The organism is Scatolibacter rhodanostii (assembly GCF_900197595.1).
In the GTDB taxonomy this organism is placed as follows: domain Bacteria; phylum Bacillota; class Clostridia; order Oscillospirales; family Acutalibacteraceae; genus Scatolibacter; species Scatolibacter rhodanostii.
In genome coordinates this window covers 582,601-602,459 of the sequence record NZ_FZLO01000001.1, presented here as the reverse complement: position 1 = coordinate 602,459, position 19,859 = coordinate 582,601, and the positions used below count along the sequence as shown (strand labels likewise).

General features: G+C 37.5%; 18 protein-coding genes and 1 other annotated feature. Of the genes, 2 read left to right on the top strand and 16 right to left on the bottom strand.

The window, feature by feature from the left end:
- Nucleotides 1-44: 44 nt before the first annotated feature.
- From CS931_RS02695 to CS931_RS02645, 11 genes are all read right to left on the bottom strand, one after another.
- A complete protein-coding gene (locus CS931_RS02695) occupies nucleotides 45-551 on the bottom strand; it encodes a GNAT family N-acetyltransferase (RefSeq protein WP_099204213.1) in 507 nt (168 codons plus the stop codon).
- A 9-nt stretch (nucleotides 552-560) separates the two neighbouring features.
- On the bottom strand, nucleotides 561-1,700 hold the full coding sequence (gene pheA / locus CS931_RS02690) for a prephenate dehydratase (protein ID WP_242964879.1): 1,140 nt from the start codon (nucleotides 1,698-1,700) through the stop codon (nucleotides 561-563).
- A 16-nt stretch (nucleotides 1,701-1,716) separates the two neighbouring features.
- Entirely contained in the window at nucleotides 1,717-2,808 is a 1,092-nt protein-coding gene (gene aroC / locus CS931_RS02685; protein WP_099204212.1) for a chorismate synthase, read from the bottom strand.
- On the bottom strand, nucleotides 2,789-4,102 hold the full coding sequence (gene aroA / locus CS931_RS02680; protein WP_099204211.1) for a 3-phosphoshikimate 1-carboxyvinyltransferase: 1,314 nt from the start codon (nucleotides 4,100-4,102) through the stop codon (nucleotides 2,789-2,791). The genes aroC and aroA overlap by 20 nt, the downstream gene beginning before the upstream one ends.
- A 14-nt stretch (nucleotides 4,103-4,116) precedes the next feature.
- Complete coding sequence (aroB, locus tag CS931_RS02675; RefSeq protein WP_099204210.1) at nucleotides 4,117-5,160, bottom strand: 3-dehydroquinate synthase; 1,044 nt, start codon at nucleotides 5,158-5,160, stop codon at nucleotides 4,117-4,119.
- Complete coding sequence (locus CS931_RS02670; RefSeq protein WP_099204209.1) at nucleotides 5,157-5,984, bottom strand: prephenate dehydrogenase; 828 nt, start codon at nucleotides 5,982-5,984, stop codon at nucleotides 5,157-5,159. The genes aroB and CS931_RS02670 overlap by 4 nt, the downstream gene beginning before the upstream one ends.
- 21 nt (nucleotides 5,985-6,005) lie before the next feature.
- Nucleotides 6,006-7,019: a 3-deoxy-7-phosphoheptulonate synthase gene (aroF, locus tag CS931_RS02665; protein WP_099204208.1), complete on the bottom strand. Its 1,014-nt coding sequence runs from the start codon at nucleotides 7,017-7,019 to the stop codon at nucleotides 6,006-6,008.
- A 383-nt stretch (nucleotides 7,020-7,402) separates the two neighbouring features.
- Complete coding sequence (locus tag CS931_RS02660; RefSeq protein ID WP_143826222.1) at nucleotides 7,403-8,380, bottom strand: DUF624 domain-containing protein; 978 nt, start codon at nucleotides 8,378-8,380, stop codon at nucleotides 7,403-7,405.
- Between the two features lie 38 nt (nucleotides 8,381-8,418).
- Nucleotides 8,419-9,309, bottom strand: a complete 891-nt coding sequence (locus CS931_RS02655; RefSeq protein WP_099204206.1) for a tyrosine-type recombinase/integrase — start codon at nucleotides 9,307-9,309, stop codon at nucleotides 8,419-8,421.
- 15 nt (nucleotides 9,310-9,324) lie between these two features.
- On the bottom strand, nucleotides 9,325-9,963 hold the full coding sequence (locus tag CS931_RS02650; RefSeq protein WP_099204205.1) for a stage II sporulation protein M: 639 nt from the start codon (nucleotides 9,961-9,963) through the stop codon (nucleotides 9,325-9,327).
- A gap of 520 nt (nucleotides 9,964-10,483) precedes the next feature.
- Complete coding sequence (locus tag CS931_RS02645) at nucleotides 10,484-12,901, bottom strand: transglycosylase domain-containing protein (protein ID WP_099204204.1); 2,418 nt, start codon at nucleotides 12,899-12,901, stop codon at nucleotides 10,484-10,486.
- An 82-nt stretch (nucleotides 12,902-12,983) separates the two neighbouring features.
- Here CS931_RS02645 and CS931_RS02640 point away from each other — a divergent pair, with 82 nt between their 5' ends.
- Entirely contained in the window at nucleotides 12,984-13,436 is a 453-nt protein-coding gene (locus CS931_RS02640; RefSeq protein ID WP_099204203.1) for a hypothetical protein, read from the top strand.
- Nucleotides 13,437-13,494: 58 nt separating this feature from the next.
- Here CS931_RS02640 and sigG read toward each other — a convergent pair whose 3' ends face one another.
- A complete protein-coding gene (gene sigG / locus CS931_RS02635; RefSeq protein ID WP_099204202.1) occupies nucleotides 13,495-14,262 on the bottom strand; it encodes an RNA polymerase sporulation sigma factor SigG in 768 nt (255 codons plus the stop codon).
- Nucleotides 14,263-14,330: 68 nt separating this feature from the next.
- Nucleotides 14,331-14,828, bottom strand: a complete 498-nt coding sequence (locus CS931_RS02630) for an SEC-C metal-binding domain-containing protein (RefSeq protein ID WP_099204201.1) — start codon at nucleotides 14,826-14,828, stop codon at nucleotides 14,331-14,333.
- 181 nt (nucleotides 14,829-15,009) lie between these two features.
- Between CS931_RS02630 and CS931_RS02625 the strand changes: the two genes are divergently transcribed.
- On the top strand, nucleotides 15,010-16,170 hold the full coding sequence (locus CS931_RS02625; RefSeq protein ID WP_159459723.1) for a CCA tRNA nucleotidyltransferase: 1,161 nt from the start codon (nucleotides 15,010-15,012) through the stop codon (nucleotides 16,168-16,170).
- Here CS931_RS02625 and tyrS read toward each other — a convergent pair.
- From tyrS to CS931_RS02610, 3 genes are all read right to left on the bottom strand, one after another.
- Nucleotides 16,157-17,386, bottom strand: coding sequence for a tyrosine--tRNA ligase (gene tyrS, locus CS931_RS02620; protein ID WP_099204199.1), 1,230 nt, complete (start codon nucleotides 17,384-17,386; stop codon nucleotides 16,157-16,159). The two genes, CS931_RS02625 and tyrS, sit on opposite strands and share 14 nt — an antisense overlap.
- 75 nt (nucleotides 17,387-17,461) lie before the next feature.
- Nucleotides 17,462-17,705, bottom strand: a binding site (T-box leader).
- A 23-nt stretch (nucleotides 17,706-17,728) separates the two neighbouring features.
- Complete coding sequence (gene recN, locus CS931_RS02615) at nucleotides 17,729-19,396, bottom strand: DNA repair protein RecN (protein ID WP_099204198.1); 1,668 nt, start codon at nucleotides 19,394-19,396, stop codon at nucleotides 17,729-17,731.
- A gap of 4 nt (nucleotides 19,397-19,400) precedes the next feature.
- Nucleotides 19,401-19,856, bottom strand: coding sequence for an arginine repressor (locus tag CS931_RS02610; RefSeq protein ID WP_099204197.1), 456 nt, complete (start codon nucleotides 19,854-19,856; stop codon nucleotides 19,401-19,403).
- Nucleotides 19,857-19,859: the final 3 nt, after the last annotated feature.

Here is a 19,859-nt window from a genome sequence, read left to right as displayed (position 1 = left end):
CTAAAACGAAAAGCATTAGCAATCAAGCTAACACTTTCATAATATTATATTTGTTTTTCGAAAACATAGTCATCCATTACATAGCCGCCGCCAATATCAGAGACTGTACTTTTGATGACATGAAAGCCAAAATGTCTATAAACCTCCTGAGCATGAAGGTTTTCTTTATTCACTGTAAGCCAAATTTGCTTACAGTCATTTTCTAAAGCCAAGTTTTCAATAAAAGCAAAAGCACGGCGAATAATCCCTTTTCCTCTAGCATGAGAAGCAAGATAAATTTTACTTAAAAATAGTTTACCCACAGATTGATACTGTGAACGTACAGCAAAAAAACCGACAGTTTCATTTTGATAAACCAATAAGTAATAAAGGTGGTTTTCCTCATTAATTTGATGGAAAACAGCACTCTTAGATTGAAATTTATTCAGCATATAGTCTACTTGTCCTGCTGGTAACAAGCTATCATATGTACTATGCCAAATGATTGTAGCTAAGTCAGCCACTTGTTGAATAGCATGCTCACTTGTCACAGATGCAATTTGAATATCCATTCTTTTCCCCTATCCCTGAATCTCTTCATAATTTCCTAGAAAAGAGAATCTAGGAAGTTCGTCTGAAAGAGCACAGATTAAATTTTGCGTATTAAGGTCATGGAAGTTTGCTGTAAAATCTAGATAAAAGTCATATTCAAATTTTTTCTCTGGGATAGGTCTAGACTCGATTTTTGTTAAGTTTAAGCCTTGCATGGAAAATTGAGAAAGAATAGTAGAAAGACTGCCGGGTGTATGTGGTAAAGAAAAACACAAGCTAATTTTTTTTGCTCCTTTGGGCAAGTAAGGTTCATGCGAAATAACAATAAAACGAGTAGCGTTGTGTTCTGTGTTCTGAATTTCTTCCTGCAATATGGTTAGTCCGTATTTTTCTGCTGCTTCTTTTGAGCAGATAGCAGCGAGAGCAGAATCTTTTTGTTCCGCTACAAATTTGGCCGCTGTGGCTGTATTAGAAAAAGATTCCGCCTGTAAGCTATTTTTATCAATATAATTGGAGCACTGACTTAATGCTTGCGGATGGGAAATCACTCTTTTAATAGTTGATTCTGCTGTTTTTGCGGCTAAGCAATGTTTAATTTTAATCTCTGCTGCGCCTACAATGTAAAGGCGATATTTCATAATTAGGCTATAGACATCATTGACAGAACCTGCTGCAGAATTTTCTACAGGGACCACCGCGAAGTCAACACTTCTTTCTTCCACAGCAGTAAAAAGGTTTTCCCATGTGGAGGAAAAATGGATACAATCGTTGTTAAAGAAAAGTCTTGCTGCTTGATGGGCATAAGCGCCTTGTACGCCTTGACAAAGAACTTTTACATTTGATTTTGGGACGATAGCTGGTGCATTTTTACCCATATCACGAATGGACTGGCCGCTGGCAAGCATTAAGTTTTGTTTTGCTCTGCTGGAAGAAAAAATAGAGGCATAGACTGCTGAAACAAAATCTCCGTTTTCTCCCGTTCTTTCTTTTACCTTCTCTAAAATTGTTTTTTCGCGTGCCATATCGAAAACAGGCATGTGAAAGGTTCGTTTTGTCTCAGCAACTCTAGCTGATAAGGAAAATCGTTTTACTAGTATAGGAATTAACTCGCTGTCAATCTCATCAATCTCTTTTCGTACAGCGTTCATTTGTTTTTCATATTCAGTCATTTCTTATCGTTCTCCCTTATAATAAGCCTGAGCGAGACATGAGTTCAGCTATTGCAATAGCTGTTACAGATTCAATAACAGGAATTGCACGAGGTACAATACAGGGGTCGTGACGTCCAATTATCTTTAAAGTATCATCTGTTTTCGTCTGTAAGTTAACTGTTTTTTGCTCTTGTGAAATAGAAGCGGTAGGCTTCATAGCGACTTTAAACAATAAAGGCATTCCGTTTGTCATTCCACCTAGAACTCCTCCGGAATGATTTGTTTTTGCTTTGACAAGGTTGTTATCATAGAAAAAAGAATCGTTGTTTTCGCTGCCTTTCAAATCAGATGCATGAAAGCCTTCTCCAAATTCAATGCCTTTTACCGCAGGCACACCAAATATAATGGAAGAAAGTACGTTTTCTACACCACCGAACATATGGCGACCAAGCCCTACAGGCAATCCGATAACAGCGCATTCTATCACGCCTCCCACACTGTCACAGTTTAAGCGCGCTTTCTCAATTTCTTCATACATCTTTTCTTTGGCTTCAGAACTTTGTACTGCAAAATATTCAGAAGATAATTTTTGCAGTTTTTCCTGATTGATAGTGACAGGATTAAAAGCCTCGTCGATAACATGAGAAATAGAAAGTGCATGGGCACCAATGTAAATTCCTTTTTTCTCTAAAATTTGACGGCAAACAGCCCCGGCAAAAACCAAGGGAGCAGTTAAGCGACCCGAAAAATGTCCGCCTCCTCGAATGTCATTACAGCCATTGAATTTTACAGAAGCAGGAAAGTCTGCATGCCCTGGACGTGGTTTTATACGAAGCTCAGAGTAATCTTTAGAGCGTTGATTAGTATTATAAATGAGCGCACAGAGCGGATCACCGCTAATCACATGGTTCTCAGACAAGCCCGATATTACTTGTGGCACATCTGCTTCTTTTCGAGTGGTAGAAGCGAGGTCCCTTCCTGGGGCTCTGCGCGACATTTGTTCTAAAACAGCATCCATAGAGATGGCTTCGCCGGCCGGCAGTCCGTCAATCGTAACACCAATTGCTTCTGTGTGACTTCCGCCAAATACAGAAATTTTAATTTGTTCACCCCACATTGATGACATCTGCAATACCCCCTAAGGCAATATAATTATCGTAAAAATCTGGATATGATTTTTGAATGCTCCAAGCATCGGTTACCTCAACTTGCGTATTGCTGAATAAAGCTGTAGCTGAAAGTGCCATAAGGACGCGATGATCATTCATTCCCTCTGCTTTACCGCCTGTCAGCGTTTGTTTTCCCGAAATCGTTAATCCATCGTTATTGATTCGAACGCTGCCACCAAGGTTATTAATTGCATCGGCCATAGCTTGGAGTCGATCACATTCTTTTATCTTCAGCCGTTCTGCATTGTAAATTGTCGTTTCTCCTTTGCAGCCAGCGGCACAAACTGCCAATGCGGGAACTAAATCAGGAATTTGAGATGCATCAATTTGAGAGCAAGAGAGGCCGTGAAAAGAAGAACCTATCAACTTGTTCTCAGCACATAAGATATCATTTTCCCACCAAATTGAAAGACCAAATTTGCGGTATTCTTCTATACAAGCTCGGTCTCCTTGAATAGAATCTTTTCGCAAACCTGCAATAGAAATCCTCCCACCACTAAAAGAAGCTATAGAAAGAAAAAAAGCAGCGTGTGACCAATCTCCTTCGATTTCATAATCTCTCGCCCGATAGGACTGGTTTCCTTTAATTTGCCAACCATTTGGGAGAATGTCAATGTTTATTCCAAAATCTTTCATGATCTGTATTGTTAAATCAACATAGCTTTTAGATTCTAGAGGTGCAGATAATAAAATTTTACTATCTGCGTGTAAAAGAGGTAAGGCCAGCAGTAAGCCTGTGATAAATTGGGAGCTAATATTTCCCGGGAGGATAAAATCTCCGGGTACTAATTGGCCTGATACGGTTAGCGGTAGCCCCATCCCGCTGCCACTAGATTGCATGTTGACACCTTGTTTTGGCAAAAGGTTATGATAGATATCAAGCGGTCTTTCAGGTAATTTGCCACGGCCAGTAAATAAGGCTGTTGTACCAAGTGCTGCTGCGATTGGTATTAAAAACCGCAAAGAAGATCCTGATTCATGGCAATCAATTTCAGCATTATTTACGCCAAGCTTCTCAGCTGAAATGGATAATTGGTGTAAACTTATATCATAGTGAATGGTGGCTCCAAGCGCTTTTGCTGCTTCTATGGTTACAGAAATATCTTTACTTAAATCAACATTTTTGATTGTACAGGTTCCTTTTGAAAGCACAGCACACAAAATAGCACGGTGTGCCGCACTTTTACTGGGCGGAATTTTGACATTACCTGTAAGCGGTTTGCTTGCTTTTTGATAGATTACGCTTGCCATAATGCCTCCTCTATTCACATGATTTTTGATAGTTCTTCTCGTGTGGTTTGATAAATATTCGATTCACCAATTTGGTCAATCAAAATTAAATTCAGAGAATCCCCCAGACTCTTTTTATCTAACATAGTAGAATGGATTAGGTCTTCTTTTGAAAAAGAGCATTCTGTTGGAAGAGAATATTGCTTTAAAATACCGATGATTTCTTCCGTAGTACCTGATGCAGTGACTCCCAGCTTTTCACCGATTTGTGCAGCGATAACCATACCTATTCCTACGGCTTCTCCGTGAGCAATGCCCTCAAAATTATTTAATTTCTCAATACCGTGTCCAAAGGTGTGTCCGAAATTTAATATCATTCGTCTGCCGATATCTTTTGTGTCTTCTTCTACAACCTCTTTTTTGAGCTCAATACATCGAGCAATTACAGAGGTCATATCTGAGATATCAATTCCCTTTTTCAATTTAGCGAACAAATTTTTATCAGAAATGCAGCCATACTTAATTACTTCACCCATCCCATCATTAAAGTAATATTTGGGTAGTGTAGAAAGCGTTTTAGGGTCTGCAATTACAACTAATGGTTGATGAAATGCCCCCACAAGGTTTTTGCCAAAAGGTAAATCTACACCGGTTTTTCCGCCTACGCTAGAATCTACTTGAGCCAAAAGTGAGGTAGGAACTTGTACAAAGCCAATTCCCCGAAGAAAAGTAGCAGCAGCAAATCCACCCATATCTCCGGCAACACCGCCACCAAGCGTCAAAATAATGTCTTTTCGAGTGAAGTTATTTTCTGCCATCATCTCATAGATTTTATAGACAGTTTGTATTTTCTTTGAGGGTTCACCGGCGTCAAAAATAAAACGATATGTTTTAAAACCAGATTCTTTAAGTTCTCTATCTACAATAGCGCCATAAAGAGGAAAGACATGAGTATCGCTCACAATCAGCACTTTTGTACCGGGTTCTCTAACAGATGCAACAATAGAACCAACTCTTTGCAAGATATCGTTTTCAATGTAGACATCATATGCGGGCGCAGTTTCGATTCTTATTTTCAAATTTTGTCCCTCCTCTTTATCATAGCAGCTGTCTCCAATAAAGTATGCAGTTGGTTTTCTTCGCCTAATTCTATGCGGTTGCGAATTTTTTGTAGATGTTCTATCAAAATATCAAGTTCAGAAACCAATTCTTTTTGATTTTCTAGAAATAGATGAGTCCACAGTTCAGCGTTAATATCAGCAACACGGGATACATCGCGATAGCTTCCTGCAGAAAATCCTTTATGAGCGTCACAAGCAGGGCTCATAACATATGAACAAGCAATGACATGCGGTACTTGTGAAGTAAAAGCAATCATGCGATCATGATTTTCAGGAGTTGTGATTACAATTTTACCAAAGCCCATAGAAAGCGCCAAATTTGATACTTCCTCAATTGCTTCTCGAGAAGCTTCACCTGGCGTAATAATATAAGAAGCACCTATAAAAATACTGGAATCACTGGCTGAAAAACCGCTTGTTTCTTTTCCTGCCATAGGATGGGCACCAACAAAAATGAAGTCCCCTTTAATTTGTCTGACTTGTTCACAAATATGAGATTTTATCCCGCAAGTGTCCGTGATAATACAGCCCAACTTAAAATCATTTTTATAAGTATCAATGAAATGAATTGCTTCAGCAGGATAGGTGCAAAGATAGATGATATCAGCTTCCTGAATATGCTGAAAGTCAGCCTTCCCATCAATGACACCAAAAGAAACAGCGTCAAGCATGACCTCTTCTTGAATGTCTATGCCATAGATAACATGAGAAGTATTTCGTTTCAATGCTTTAGCAATAGAGCCGCCAATAAGCCCTAATCCTACTACCACAATCTTTTTCATCGTATGCTCCTCAACTAAAAATTATAAAGTTTTTACGGCACCATGAAGTTTGAAGAGCTTATTTGCGAGTTCATCAAACTGATTTGGTGTAATGGATTGTGCACCGTCAGATAGCGCATGAGCAGGATCATTATGCACTTCAATCATCAAACCGTCAGCACCGATAGCGGTCGATGCTACTGAAAGATGTTCTACAAGCCAACTCATACCTGATGCATGGCTCGGGTCAACAATGACAGGCAGATGAGAGAGTTTCTTAAGCACTGGTACAGCAGAAATATCTAATGTGTTTCGAGTAGCTGTTTCATAGGTACGAATACCTCTTTCACAGAGAATAACTTTTTCGTTACCACCAGCCATGATATACTCGGCACTCATCAGCATTTCTTCAATTGTATTGGCAAAGCCTCTTTTTAACAGAATTGGCTTATCCAATTCTCCTAATTTTTTGAGCATTTCAAAGTTCTGCATGTTTCTTGTGCCAACTTGGATGACATCAACATCCTTGTATAGATCAATGTAATCAGAACTCATAATTTCTGTCACGATAGGAAGCCCTGTTTTCTCTTTGGCTTTTAAAAGCAATTCTAGACCTTCAGCACGCATACCCTGAAAAGCATAAGGAGAAGTTCTAGGCTTAAATGCCCCACCTCTTAGCAGTTGTGCACCCGATGCTTTTACTTTCTCAGCAATTTCAATAATTTGCTCTTCGCTTTCTACCGAGCAAGGGCCTGCCATAATGGCTAAAGAGCCATCACCAATTTTGAAACCATTATCCAATGTGATAACTGTGTTGTCGGGATGAAATTTACGGTTTGCTTTTTTATAAGGTTCTTGTACTCTTTTCACGCTTTCAATGAAATCTTGAGCCTGCAAATATTCAATATCGATAACGGTAGTATCTCCAATTAGTCCTAATACAGTGCTATGATTTCCGACCCATGTATTTACAGTTACGCCAAATTTATCAGTTAGTTTCTCTACAAAATTTTGAATTTTTTCCTGCTTTTCACCTGGTTTTAAAACAATAATCATCTTAATTTACTCCTTTTTATTCGCTTTTTACCAAAAATAAAAAAGCGAAGCCAAATGGGCTCCGCTTAGGGTACAAAACAAATTCTTCATTTTAGATACGAAATTAAAATCTTACAAGAATTCGATAAACGCAGCCGACTATTACGATGTACAGCAAAATAAACCCACGTAAATAAATCGTGAGCTAAAATAGCTAATAAATCGTTTTGCGATTGCTGAATTCATGATAGACCTCCATTAAGTTAATGGGTACAAACTAATACTACTCCTAAATGCAGATGTTGTCAAGCAATTTTGGCGATTTAACGAAGTAATAACAAAAAGAGAAAAGCAGTAGAAGATATCCAGTATCATCCCCTGCTTTTCTAAAAGATTAAAATAGACTATTCATCATCCTGAGATTTAATATCACTTTTCTTAATTAAGCGTCCGTTTAAATAGACATATTCGTCGGATTGTTCTTCCTCTTCTGGCGTATCTTCTAGGTCTGAAAAAGAGTCTTGCTCCGTACCGGAAGAAGTTTCTTCCTCTTCTTTTCTATCGATCATCATCTTTTTAATCAGCGGATAGGTTGCAAAGTTAATTGTAAAGCTTACAAATGAAAATAGAAAGAGAAATACAATTACAAAAAGTACAAGAAGCATGATTTCTATATTCACAGGAATAAACAAAACCAACGCAATGATTGCACCAAAAAGCAAAGTTAAAAGAATATTGCGGCCCATCCCCAATGCACCAAAAATAAATGCATTTTTATAAGCCTGTTTAAAGTTAAGATTAAATGTCACAAATAGTATAGGCAAATAGTATTGCGCAAAAAGAAAAAGCAAGAGAGCAACTAATGAAAGGCCCAAAGGTAAATAGAAAAACCAACCTTGATATAGCATGTTGTAATAGTAAGTAATAGAAAATGATAATACAACATAGACCACATAACACAAAATGCCGTTTAAAGAAAAGTATTTCCAGTTATTTTTAATGGCTTTTATAAAATCAGACCAGATAAAAGCGTGTTCTTCTCGAGCAAAATTTCTAGTAACGATTGTAAGGCCGGCTACTAGAGGAGATAACAAAATTAGCGGAGAAGGTACAACATACATTAACCACCAATTGAACAAAGCAGGCGAATCAGGATTTGCAGAAGGCATCACAATAAAAGGATGTTCCACCACAAAGAACAACAAAACCATCAATCCCAAAACAAGTAAGAACGGTATTGAAACCAAGAGATTTGTCTGTATTAGTTTTGTGAACTTTCTACCATAAATCTCAAAATAGCGAACCGGGGCAGCTTTCGGCGGTTCATCTTTACTTACGCCCGGACCAGGCTTATTATAATTGCCAAATCCTAAAAAACCCAAAAAATCAACTCCATTTCCATATCCTTTGTCTTTTATTATTATCCCAATTTCGCTTTGGGATGACAATCATTATACACCTGTTTGACGTGCACGTCCATAAGTTGAACATAAATTTGTGTGGAAGAAATATCAGCATGTCCCATCATGGTTTGAATATCTTTGACAGAAGCACCGTTTTCTAATAAATGAAGGGCAAAAGAATGTCGCAATGTATGAGGCGTGATTTCCTTTGTAATACCAACGTTTTCTGCATACCCTTTAATAATCTTCCAAAAACCTTGCCTTGTTAATCGTCCTCCATTCAAATTGACAAAGAGAGCGTCACCACTTTCAGGTCCTGCAATTAAACTTCGCATCCGATAGATATAGTCAGAGACACTAACTATAGCCGCCGGATAAACCGGCAAAGCGCGAATACCTTTCGCTCCTTTGCAGTATAGAACACCAGAGCGCATATTAAAGTCAGAGAGGTTTAAGTTGATTAATTCCGAGGCCCTAATTCCTGTAGCATAAAGCAATTCTAACATCGCTTTGTCACGACAACCTTTTGGCTCTGTGATGTCGGGTTGAGCCAAAAGAAGTTCAATCTCTTCTCCCGTCAAAACTTGAGGGAGTTTTTTTTCTGCCTTTTCGAGTTTAATACCTTTTGCTGGGTTATAATCCATGTCGCCGGAAAAAATCAAAGATTTGTAGAAGCAACGAATTGAAGCAAGATTTCGAGAAATTGTTGTAAGGGAACGACCCTTATTATGCAAAAACCCCATGAAATTTTCTACTGTTTTTTTATCAGCTGCGATGGGTGAAAATTGTAAACAGTCGAGATAAGATAAATAAGAGACAACATCTCTTAAATAAGATTCTCTGGTATTGATTGAATTAGGCTTTTGTTTTTCTAAGTATTCACTAAATAACGTACAGTAATTTTTCATTTTGTTTACAACCTCCTAAACAAATATCAAAGGGTATAGCATAGTAAAACCTGCTCCTATAAAACAAGCGATGACAGAAAAAAATAGAAACAGAAAAAAGTTTTTTAGATACTCAGTAAAATCAGGAATCTCAACTTTTCCTGCCGAAAAAAAAGACTTTGAAAAAGATGTTGAAAAAAGAAGCGCTTGAAGCGCGAAGAGAACGACAATCAAAGAGATAAAGGCCATAGCAGGCATGTAAACAAAAGAAGATTCAATTAATCCGTGAGACCCGTTGGCAAGAAAGGAGACGGCGGCCACTCCAATGGATAGCCCTTTAAACAGCACAATGACCGGAATTGCCAAGAAACCAAAAGCGGTAGTTCCTGCTAAAAAAAGAAGGATTAAATGAATGATTGTATTCAGTAAAAGAGTAGAGAAAGAAGAAAAAAAGCTGCTGCCAATGGTAGGAATACCGGAAAAGAAGAGAGGAATAAAGATTTTACCATCCTCGGTTTTCATGCTGCTAGCAGCTATTGAGCCAACCAATAAACCTGCTATTAAAAAAATTGACAGCAATAAAAAGTGAAACTTCATTTTAGAAGAAAAAACAAGAAGACTGTTGTCCAAAAACAAGTTATGGCTTCCTTGACTTTTTTTTTCATATTTTTCCATATTACCCACATCCTTAAATTAGTTGTAATAATAAATATGAAAAAAATTTCCTAATATGACCAGTTTTCAAATATTCTTAGTATAATATTTATTTTCAATAAGCAACCAAGGTTTACTTAAAGCAACAATATGCAAACGCAAATAAAACCGCGACAATACAAATGTATATCTCCAAGAGAATAAAATTCTATATACATACTATAATATAAACTTCACTTCATTTCAATAGGTAAAATGAATATTTTTGCAAACTTCAAAGAAAGTAAAGATGTTATGTAAATTAAATTATGTAAATTAATGCATTTTTATCTCTTACATGCAGATGGATAATTATACAATTGGATATAGCTTGTGATTAAAAGAGAAACTGAAACTATATTTTGTATTTGGTCTCTTGTAATTATTTGCAGAGATGAATAAAGAACTCACTTGGAAGTTTCCTCTAAGTGAGTTCTTATAGTGTAAAAAACAATATTAACTTTTTCTAGACTGACTACATTGAATTACAAGATAAATATCTCTAATTCTGTGGAACCGTAGGAACATGTTCTGAAGGCGTGCTCGGTTCTGAAGGTGGTGTAGTCGGTTCTGGAATGGGAGTAGTAGGTTCCGGTGGTGAAGTTGGATCTGGAGTTGGAGTAGATTCTGGAGGTGGGGTTGGATCTGGAGTTGGAGTAGATTCTGGAGGTGGAGTTATAGTAGGTACAGGTGTTGCAGTCGGTGTAGGCGTTTGGGTAGGTGTTGCGGTAGGTGTGGGAGTAGGTGTTGGCGTTGCAAGATTATTGCCTGTCACATGATCAGAGCCACCATTACAGGTATTTGGAATATTATGGATGGAATACCATCCATATGCAGTGTCCGTACATTTAGAACCTGCAATTAATCCGCTGTCCTTACAATATACTTTTTCAACTACATCAGAGCTGAGTGAATAACCAGAGGAGCCGTCATCGGGTAAAACAGAAGTGAGATATTCTGCCATCGTTCTCCACATCAACATAGGAATACTGGTTTGATCTATAGAAACATCACGATCCGCATAACCATTCCAAATAGCAGAAACAAATTTAGAAGTACCACCAGCAAACCAAATGTTGTATTCGTTTTCAGCAGTACCAGTTTTACCCCAGGAATCAACGGAGAGTGACCGTAACGAACGTGCTGTACCTTCTGGGTTTTGAACGGGTTCATGTAAGAGATGATTCATAATGGTAGCCGCTTCAGGAGAGAGAGCTCTTTCCCCTTCAACGTTCCGATTATCAAGAATAACGTTTCCATCTTTATCTTCTACATACAAATAGGTGTAAGGTTTGTGGTAGATGCCTTGGTTGCCAAAAATTTGGAAAGCAGCTGTCATCTCCTTAGCAGTTGCACCGTGCGTTAAACCACCAAGTGCAAGCGGCGAACGACTAATATCATCGGTAGACAAATGCTTAAAATGAAGTTGATTTGTCAAGAAGTTGTAAGAATTTTCCCAGCCAACCATATCTAAAGCACGAACAGCAGTTGTGTTTCGAGACATTGCAAGCGCTCTACTTAAGGTCATTGGTCCTTTATCTTCTCTATCAAAGTTATTAGGTCCGGGCGATCCATCATCAAAGTAATTATCAATTTTTTTGTCATTCAGTATGCTACTATAGTTTAGTATTCCTTGCTCTATTGCCGGTGCATATACTGCTATTGGTTTGATAGAAGAACCCACCTGCTTTGCACCGTCTGTGGCAATGTTGAAAACCCGGTCGCCACTCTTTTCTCCCCTGCCGCCAACAACGGCAAGAACTTTTCCGTTAAAATCCATTGCATATATGGAGAAATTCACTTCAGGGTCATCAGGCAGTATTTCTTCATTTTTGAATAAGGCTTCTATATCTTTTTGGATTTGGGTATTTTTAGCACTATAAATGGTAAGGCCGCCAGTTTTAAAATATTGTTCCGCTAAATCCCAAGAATAGTTTTTTGCTTCCATCAAGTCTTGTACAACATCATCATACATGGCTTCGTCATACCAATCGAGACTGACTCCACCTGAAGAAGTTTCTTCATCCGTATCTTGATTAAAAACCATATTTTCAGAATCGATTTTAGCTTGCTCATATTCTTGCTTTGTAATCAATCCTTGGTCATACATCTCTTTTATAACTACGTTTCTACGCTCTTTATTATTTTCTGGATGAATTAGTGGATTATATTTGTAAGGGTATTGGGTGATACCTGCAATACAGGCTGATTCTGCAATGTTGCATTCGCTAATGCTTTTACCAAAATAAGCCTGTGCAGCGGCTTCAACACCTTGATAATTAGCACCAAAGTTAACGGTATTCAAATAACTAGTGATAATTTCGTCTTTAGAATATTTTTTTTCTAAATTAATCGCAGAAAAAATTTCTTTTACCTTACGCATAATACTGTTTTCATCATTACCAGTAACATTCTTAATCAACTGCTGCGTAATAGTGGAGCCACCGCCGCCTCCGCCAGTCACAAGCTTTAAAACAGCATTGACAGTGGTTTGAAGATCGACACCGTTATGTTGTCTAAAACGTTTGTCTTCAATGGCAATCATGGCATTAATCATATGTTCTGGTATGTCTTTATGTTCGACAATCACACGTTGAGCTTCTGCATCATGCAACTGCAAGATGGTTTCCCATTCTCCGTATTCGTTCTGTACTTTTACCTCTGAATTCAGAGCCAACTGTACAGCCGAAAGATCGGTTTCAATATCTTTAAAACTCATAATATATGAAAAGACATGAATTAAAACCAAGATACCGGCAAACATTAAAACAAAGAAAATGGTTTTGATTGTTTTTAATATGATTCCGAAGAGCGTTTTTGTTGTGGAACCAGCAGTCTGAGATAATTCCCCTTCGGTTCGTCTTTGCGACGGTGTGATTTGTGAAGTTGAGTATTGATTTAAATCTTCTTTACCTCGCACATTATCCTCCTAAATACTAAAAATATAAGTAATGGCATAAACATGGAAAATTTTTCCCACAATAGAGTTGAGGTGATTTTTTATGAACAGTCAATATCCATATAAACCCTATACAGCATCACGAAGACAAAATAAATCATATTATCGACGCTACACATCTTATGCAATTCTTATCACTTTATTAGCAGTTGTAATCACTATTATTAGTTTATCTCTAAAAAAAGAGCTGGGACATCAAACTACACGTGAACCAACTCCAAATTATATGGACAATTATAACGCAAAGAATCAGGCAAGTCAAGAAGATGAAATCCTGGAGAAAGCAGTAATTGCTTCTGAAACAGAAAATGAGTCTTACAAAATTACAATTTATGATGAGAAGATAGCGGTATTTAAAAATGATGAGAACGAACCGTTTTTAATGACAAATATTCTTATTAATCATTTACCCCAAGAAGATATAAGAATGCTTGAAGAAGGCATATTTTTCGACAGCTATAATCATGTGAGACAGTTTCTAGAAGATTTTGAGTAAGATTATTCAAAAACCGCCACCTACAAATCAGATGGCGGTTTTTTTGCATAATTTTTTGTTAGCCCAATTCAGTCTTAATTTTATTTAGTGCGCCTTTTTCAAGTCGAGAGACTTGTGCTTGCGAGATTCCGATTTCTCCTGCCACTTCCATCTGGGTTTTTCCTTGCATGAAGCGAAGGGATAAAATATTCTTTTCGCGATTGTTCAAATTCTTGATGGCCTGCTTAATGGCAATTTCTTCAAGCCAGCTATTTTCGTTTTTATCTCCTACCTGATCCATAATATAAATGGTGTCTCCCCCGTCTGAAAAAACAGGTTCAAATAAAGAGACAGGTTCTACAATTGCCTCAAGCGCAATCACAATATCTTCTTTTTTCATTTCAACAGCATCGGCAATTTCGTCTATTGTGGGTTCTCTGCCCTTTTCATTGGTTAGCATTTCTTTTTGTCGAATGGCTTTATACGCAATATCGCGCATAGAGCGGCTAACACGAACTGAATTATTATCACGCAAAAAGCGCCGAACTTCTCCGATAATCATAGGAACCCCATATGTCGAAAACTGGACTCCCTGCGTAATGTCAAAATTATCAATTGCTTTCATTAAACCGATACAACCCACTTGAAATAAATCGTCAGGATTCTCTCCACGGTTACTAAAACGATGAATTACGCTTAATACTAAGCGTAAGTTACCTGAAATCAATTTTTCTCGAGCCTCTTTGTCGCCATTCTGACTCTTTATTAAAAGTGCTTTCGTTTCATCGCTCTTCAAAACTTTGAGGCTCGATGTGTTCACACCGCAAATTTCAACCTTACCTTGCATGAGAAATACCTCCATAAAGTTTTTCTTATGAAGGTATTATCTGCTGTTTTTATTCAATTTAGTCAGTCTTATTCATCTCGGCCGCAGCATTTTTTATATTTTTTACCGCTGCCACAAGGACAAGGCTCATTTCTACCAATCTTTCTGTCTTTCACCACGGTTTTAGAAGATTTTTGCTCTTTGTACAATTCTTTTCTTCTTTCGGGTGTGAGATGTTTGTCCCATTCAGACAGATTGTAGAGCCAATCAGCTCCGGCATCGACCATATTTTTATACAATAGTTCTTTCTCAAAATTGAGGTTGACTTCTGTATCTTCTGTCATATCTTCAATAGCATTTTTGTCTTTTAAGCTATCATTAATGCCATCTAAAAAAGCAACCATAGTCATGATATCTACATCAAATTTTTCAGCATAGCCTCTAACAGTATTCTTTCTAGGCTTTGTCGTTAAAATCTTTGCATAGATTTCTTTTTCTGTTTTAAAATAATTGTTCCAAAATTCAGCAGCATTTTCTTGATTTTGCATTTTTTCAGCATATTCATGCCAGTCTTGCAGCAGCGCCAAAGCGACCACTCCTTTTCCTAAAATCTAAAAGTAACCTTAACATCAATCGTCGAATTTGTCAATTAAAATCATACTTTGAGCTTGAAAAATACTTTTTATCATGCTATCGTAAATGAAAATATGTGAAGAAGGTGCTATGTTGAAAATTCCAATTCCCGATTTTGTAGAACAAGCAATGGCTATGTTAGAAAAGCAAAATTATACCGTTTTTTGTGTTGGTGGTTCGGTACGAGATAGCTTGCTTGGACAAAAAGCTTCTGATTGGGATTTAACAACATCTGCCTTACCACAACAGATCTGTAAGGTTTTTAATGGCTTCAAAATGCTTATGCATGGGATAAAGTATGGCACTGTAACCGTGTTTATTAAGGGGTCTCCCATTGAAATTACAACTATGCGAGAAGACGGAAAATATAGGAATCATCGCATTCCTAGTGAAGTATCTTTTACAGATAAAATTGAAAAAGATCTTGCACGTCGTGATTTTACAATAAATGCAATGGCGTATCATCCTCAAACAGGGTTAATTGACCCTTATAATGGATTTAAGCATCTAAAAGATAAAACTATTTGTTGCGTTGGCAATCCTGGTACACGTTTTCAAGAGGACGCTTTGCGAATTCTTCGCTGTCTTCGCTTTGCAGCTGTGCTAGGCTATAATATTGAAGAAGCTACATCGAAAGCACTTATCAACGAAAAAGACAGTCTTCGATGGATTGCTTGTGAAAGAGTTCGAGACGAATTTTTGAAGTTGCTATGCAGTGATTTTGCGAGCATAGTTATTTTGCAGTATGCAGAAATATTTTCTGTGTTTATACCTAAATTTGTTTTTGATGATTATACCATTATTTCTTTAATAACTCTTGCTCCTGCACAAGAAACTATTCGATTAGCACTTTTACTGTTTCCTATGCCACAAGAACAAGCGAAGCAGACACTCTCTGCACTAAGACTGCCAAAAAAACAAATAGATTCAATCTTTACGATATTGGGACATCTAAGTGAGACGGTACCTAGTGATAAATTAGCGATAAAAAGAAAGCTAATTGAAATGGGAATAGACAATTTCAGACAATGGCTTACCCTAAAAGAGATACTAGAACCGTCCTTGCCTATCTGTAAAGTGAAAGAGCTTTCAGAGGGTTGCATAAATCATGGATGTTTGAAGATAAAAGACTTAAAAATTGATGGGAATGATTTAAAAAGAATTGGCTTTTTAGCCGGCAAAGAGCTAGGAAGTACGCTTTCTTATCTTTTAGAAGAAGTTATTAATGAGAAACTTCCCAATGACAAGAAAACCTTGCTCTCGGCGGCTAAAAAGCGGAAAATTAATCTACGATAACAACTTTATGAAAGACCTTCTTTCCTTTTTTAAGAATTAATTCTTTATTAACAAATTGTTCCTTCTGAATAAACAGATAAACATCTGAAACCTTTTCATCATTAATAGAAATGCCGCCTTGTTCTACTACTCTACGCGCCTCTTTTTTAGAGGGGCAAAGTCCAGTTTTGACGAGCAAATCTAAAATACCGATTTTATCATCTGTAAAGTCTTCAGCCTTTAGCTCTGTTGTTGGCATATTTTCTGTATTTCCCCCGGAAATAAATAATGCCTTTGCACCTTCTTGCGCTTTTGATGCTTCTTCTTCTCCATGAACAAGGCTAGTCAATTCAAAAGCAAGAATTTCTTTTGCTCTGTTAAGTTCACTACCTTGCCATGTCTCCATTTCTTGAATCTTTTCGAGAGGTAAGAAAGTAAGCATTTTTAAGCATTTAATTACATCATTATCGTCGACATTTCGCCAATATTGGTAGAAATCAAACGGAGAAGTTTTTTCGGGATCTAACCAGACTGCACCAGACTGCGTTTTCCCCATTTTATTGCCTTCTGAATTCAGAAGCAAGGTAATCGTCATAGCGTGGGCATCTTTGCCGAGCTTGCGGCGGATAAGTTCTGTTCCCCCAAGCATATTGCTCCATTGATCATCGCCGCCGAACTGCATATTGCAGCCGTATTTTTGGAACAAGACATAAAAATCAAAGCTTTGCATAATCATATAGTTGAACTCTAAGAAACTAAGACCTTTTTCCATTCGTTGCTTATAGCACTCTGCCGAAAGCATACGATTCACACTGAAATGAGGGCCAACCTCCCGTAAAAATTCAATATAGTTTTGGGTAGTTAGCCAATCAGCGTTATTGACCATAAGTGCTTTATCTTCCCCAAACTCAATAAAACGGCTCATTTGCTTTTTAAAACAGTCGCAATTGTGCTGAATGATTTCAGGTGTCATCATAGTACGCATATCACTGCGCCCAGAAGGATCGCCAACCATGGCAGTACCACCACCAATTAGAGCAATAGGTTTATTGCCGGCCATTTGCAGTCGCTTCATTAGACAAAGTGCCATAAAATGTCCAACATGCAAACTGTCTGCAGTTGGGTCAAATCCAATATAGAAAACAGCCTTTCCCTCATTTACCATCTTGCTGATTTCTTCTTCGTTTGTTACCTGAGCTAAAAGACCTCTTGCTTTCAGTTCTTCGTAGATTTTCATTCCATATTTCTCCCTTCAATAATTTTTGGCATATTGTCCGTTAAAAACTAAAAGCCCTCTGCGCACAAAATATGCACAGAGGGCGAATTTATCGCGGTACCACCTCAGTTTATTTTATCTTTTAGGATAAAATCTCTACAAGCACTAAATATGCCCTTGCAATATAACGTTTGCAACACGGCTCGTTCTTACTTGCTTTCGCGTTCTGAACGGCAGTTCAGGAAGGTAACTTCAATTTTGTCCGGTATCTGCTCGCACCAAACGCAGATTCTCTGAAACGCTAAAACAAAATTTACTTTTTTTCCGTCATCACTATTATTTATTAGTATATCTAACCTATTTTCATTTGTCAAGTACTTTGTCTAGCATTTCTTTGGCCATTTTTCTTTTTAATTCAGTAATTTCATTCCCGCCTATAATGCGAGCTAACTCATCAATTCGTTTATTTTCATCTAAAATGGTGACTTCTGTAAAGGTTCTGCCCTCACGTTCATTTTTTGCAATAAAAAGATGATTATCAGCAAAAGAGGCCATTTGCGCTAAATGCGTAATGCAAATTACTTGTCGATTTAGTGAAACATGTCGCAGCTTTTCCCCTACTTTATTGGCGGCTTCTCCACTAATACCTGTATCAATTTCATCGAAAATAAGAGTGTCTATATTATCTTTCCCAGAAAGCACAGTTTTAATGGAAAGCATAATTCTTGAAAGTTCGCCGCCTGATGCAATCTTCGACATTGGTTTAGGCGGCTCTCCTTTATTGGCGGAGACAAGAAATTGAACCTTATCACAACCTTTGTTATTAAGAGGAACCCTACTAACTTCTACTAAGAACTCAAAACCAAGCATATTTAAAAATTGCAGTTCTTCTTTTACTTGCTTTGCAAACCTCTCGGCAGCCTTTTTTCGACTTCCTGAAAGTTGTTTCGCAAGTAGAATTGCTTTTTCTTTTTCTTTTTCATACTCAGTTTCTAGTTTTTCACGTTCTTCATCGGCAAATTCAATGTCATGAAGTTTTTGCTCACAAGTGATAAGATAGGAAAGAATTTGCTCTTCATCTGTGCCATATTTTAAATGTAGTTTATGCAGTAGGTCCAATCGATTTTCAATAATGTCCAAGGACGTGGTATCAAAATCTACATTGATTTCTCGAATAATTTCGTCGGCATCTTCTAAAAGATATTGTGCCTCTCTTAGCTTTTGAGACGCTTTTTCCGCATCAGCCAGCCACTCAGAAAGGCTTTCCATTTCCTCTGCAGCCATCGTGATGTCAGATAAAATGCCATTTCGTTCTTCATCACCAACTAGCAGATTCTGTGTTTTTTCAACACTCGAAGAAATTTTTTCATGGTTACGAATAGAATTGCGTTCAGTAATTAATTCATCTTGCTCGCCAACATGAATATCAGCAGATGAAATTTCCTCAATTTGATAGCGAAGCAAATCAATTTGCCTAGCTTTTTCACCTTCATCAGAATTAAAACTATCTAGTCTTTTTTGAATTTCTTTGAGTTTATGATAGCTATTTTGGTAACTTGTCAGCAATGAAGCAAGTTCCCCAAAACTATCAATGTATTGAATCGGCAAGTGTTCTGATAATAGCTCATAACTCTCATGTTGCCCATGAATACTCACCAAAAGTTGCCCAATTTCTTTTAGCATTGCAACCGTGACAGGAGCACCGTTAATTTTGCATGCCGATTTTCCTTCTGTGCGAATTTCACGGTAAATCAATAAGGAGGCGTCATCTTCTACAGGTACACCAAAAGATTCAGCCAAGGAAAGAATATCATCTGGCAAGTCACTAAAAACAGCAGAAACACTGGCCATTTTTTCTCCCGTACGAATTAAATCTTTTGATGCTCTTTCCCCCAAAAGTACGTGGATAGCATCTATAATAATTGATTTTCCGGCGCCTGTTTCTCCGGTCAACACAGTAAAACCTCTCTCAAAATCGATAGAGGCTTTATCAATAACCGCAATTTTATTGATAAATAGCTGTGATAACATAATGTCACCCGTTTATAATTAGTTTTCTGAATTCTTCTTGTGTTTCTAAAGCAGCTGATTCGTTGCGGCAAACAACGAAGATAGTGTCATCACCGGCCAGAGTCCCTATAAAATTTTGCCACGGCATGGAGTCCATGGCAGCACATACGGCTTGTGCCATACCGGTCAGTGTTTTAATGACTACCATATTTTGCGCTGATTCTACAGAATTGACAGAATCAGCAAATAATGTATAAAATTTAGAAGAAATATCGCCTACTGATTCGTTTCCTGTGGAGTAACGATATTTCCCACTTCGAGATAAGGTTTTGACTAATCTAAGTTCTTTAATATCTCTCGAAACAGTTGCTTGCGTAATATCAAAACCAGCATCTCTAAGATATTTAAGAAGTTCTTCTTGTGTGTCAACATCCATTTCTTTAATGATTTCAAGTATTTTTGCATGTCGTCGTGTTTTCATAGC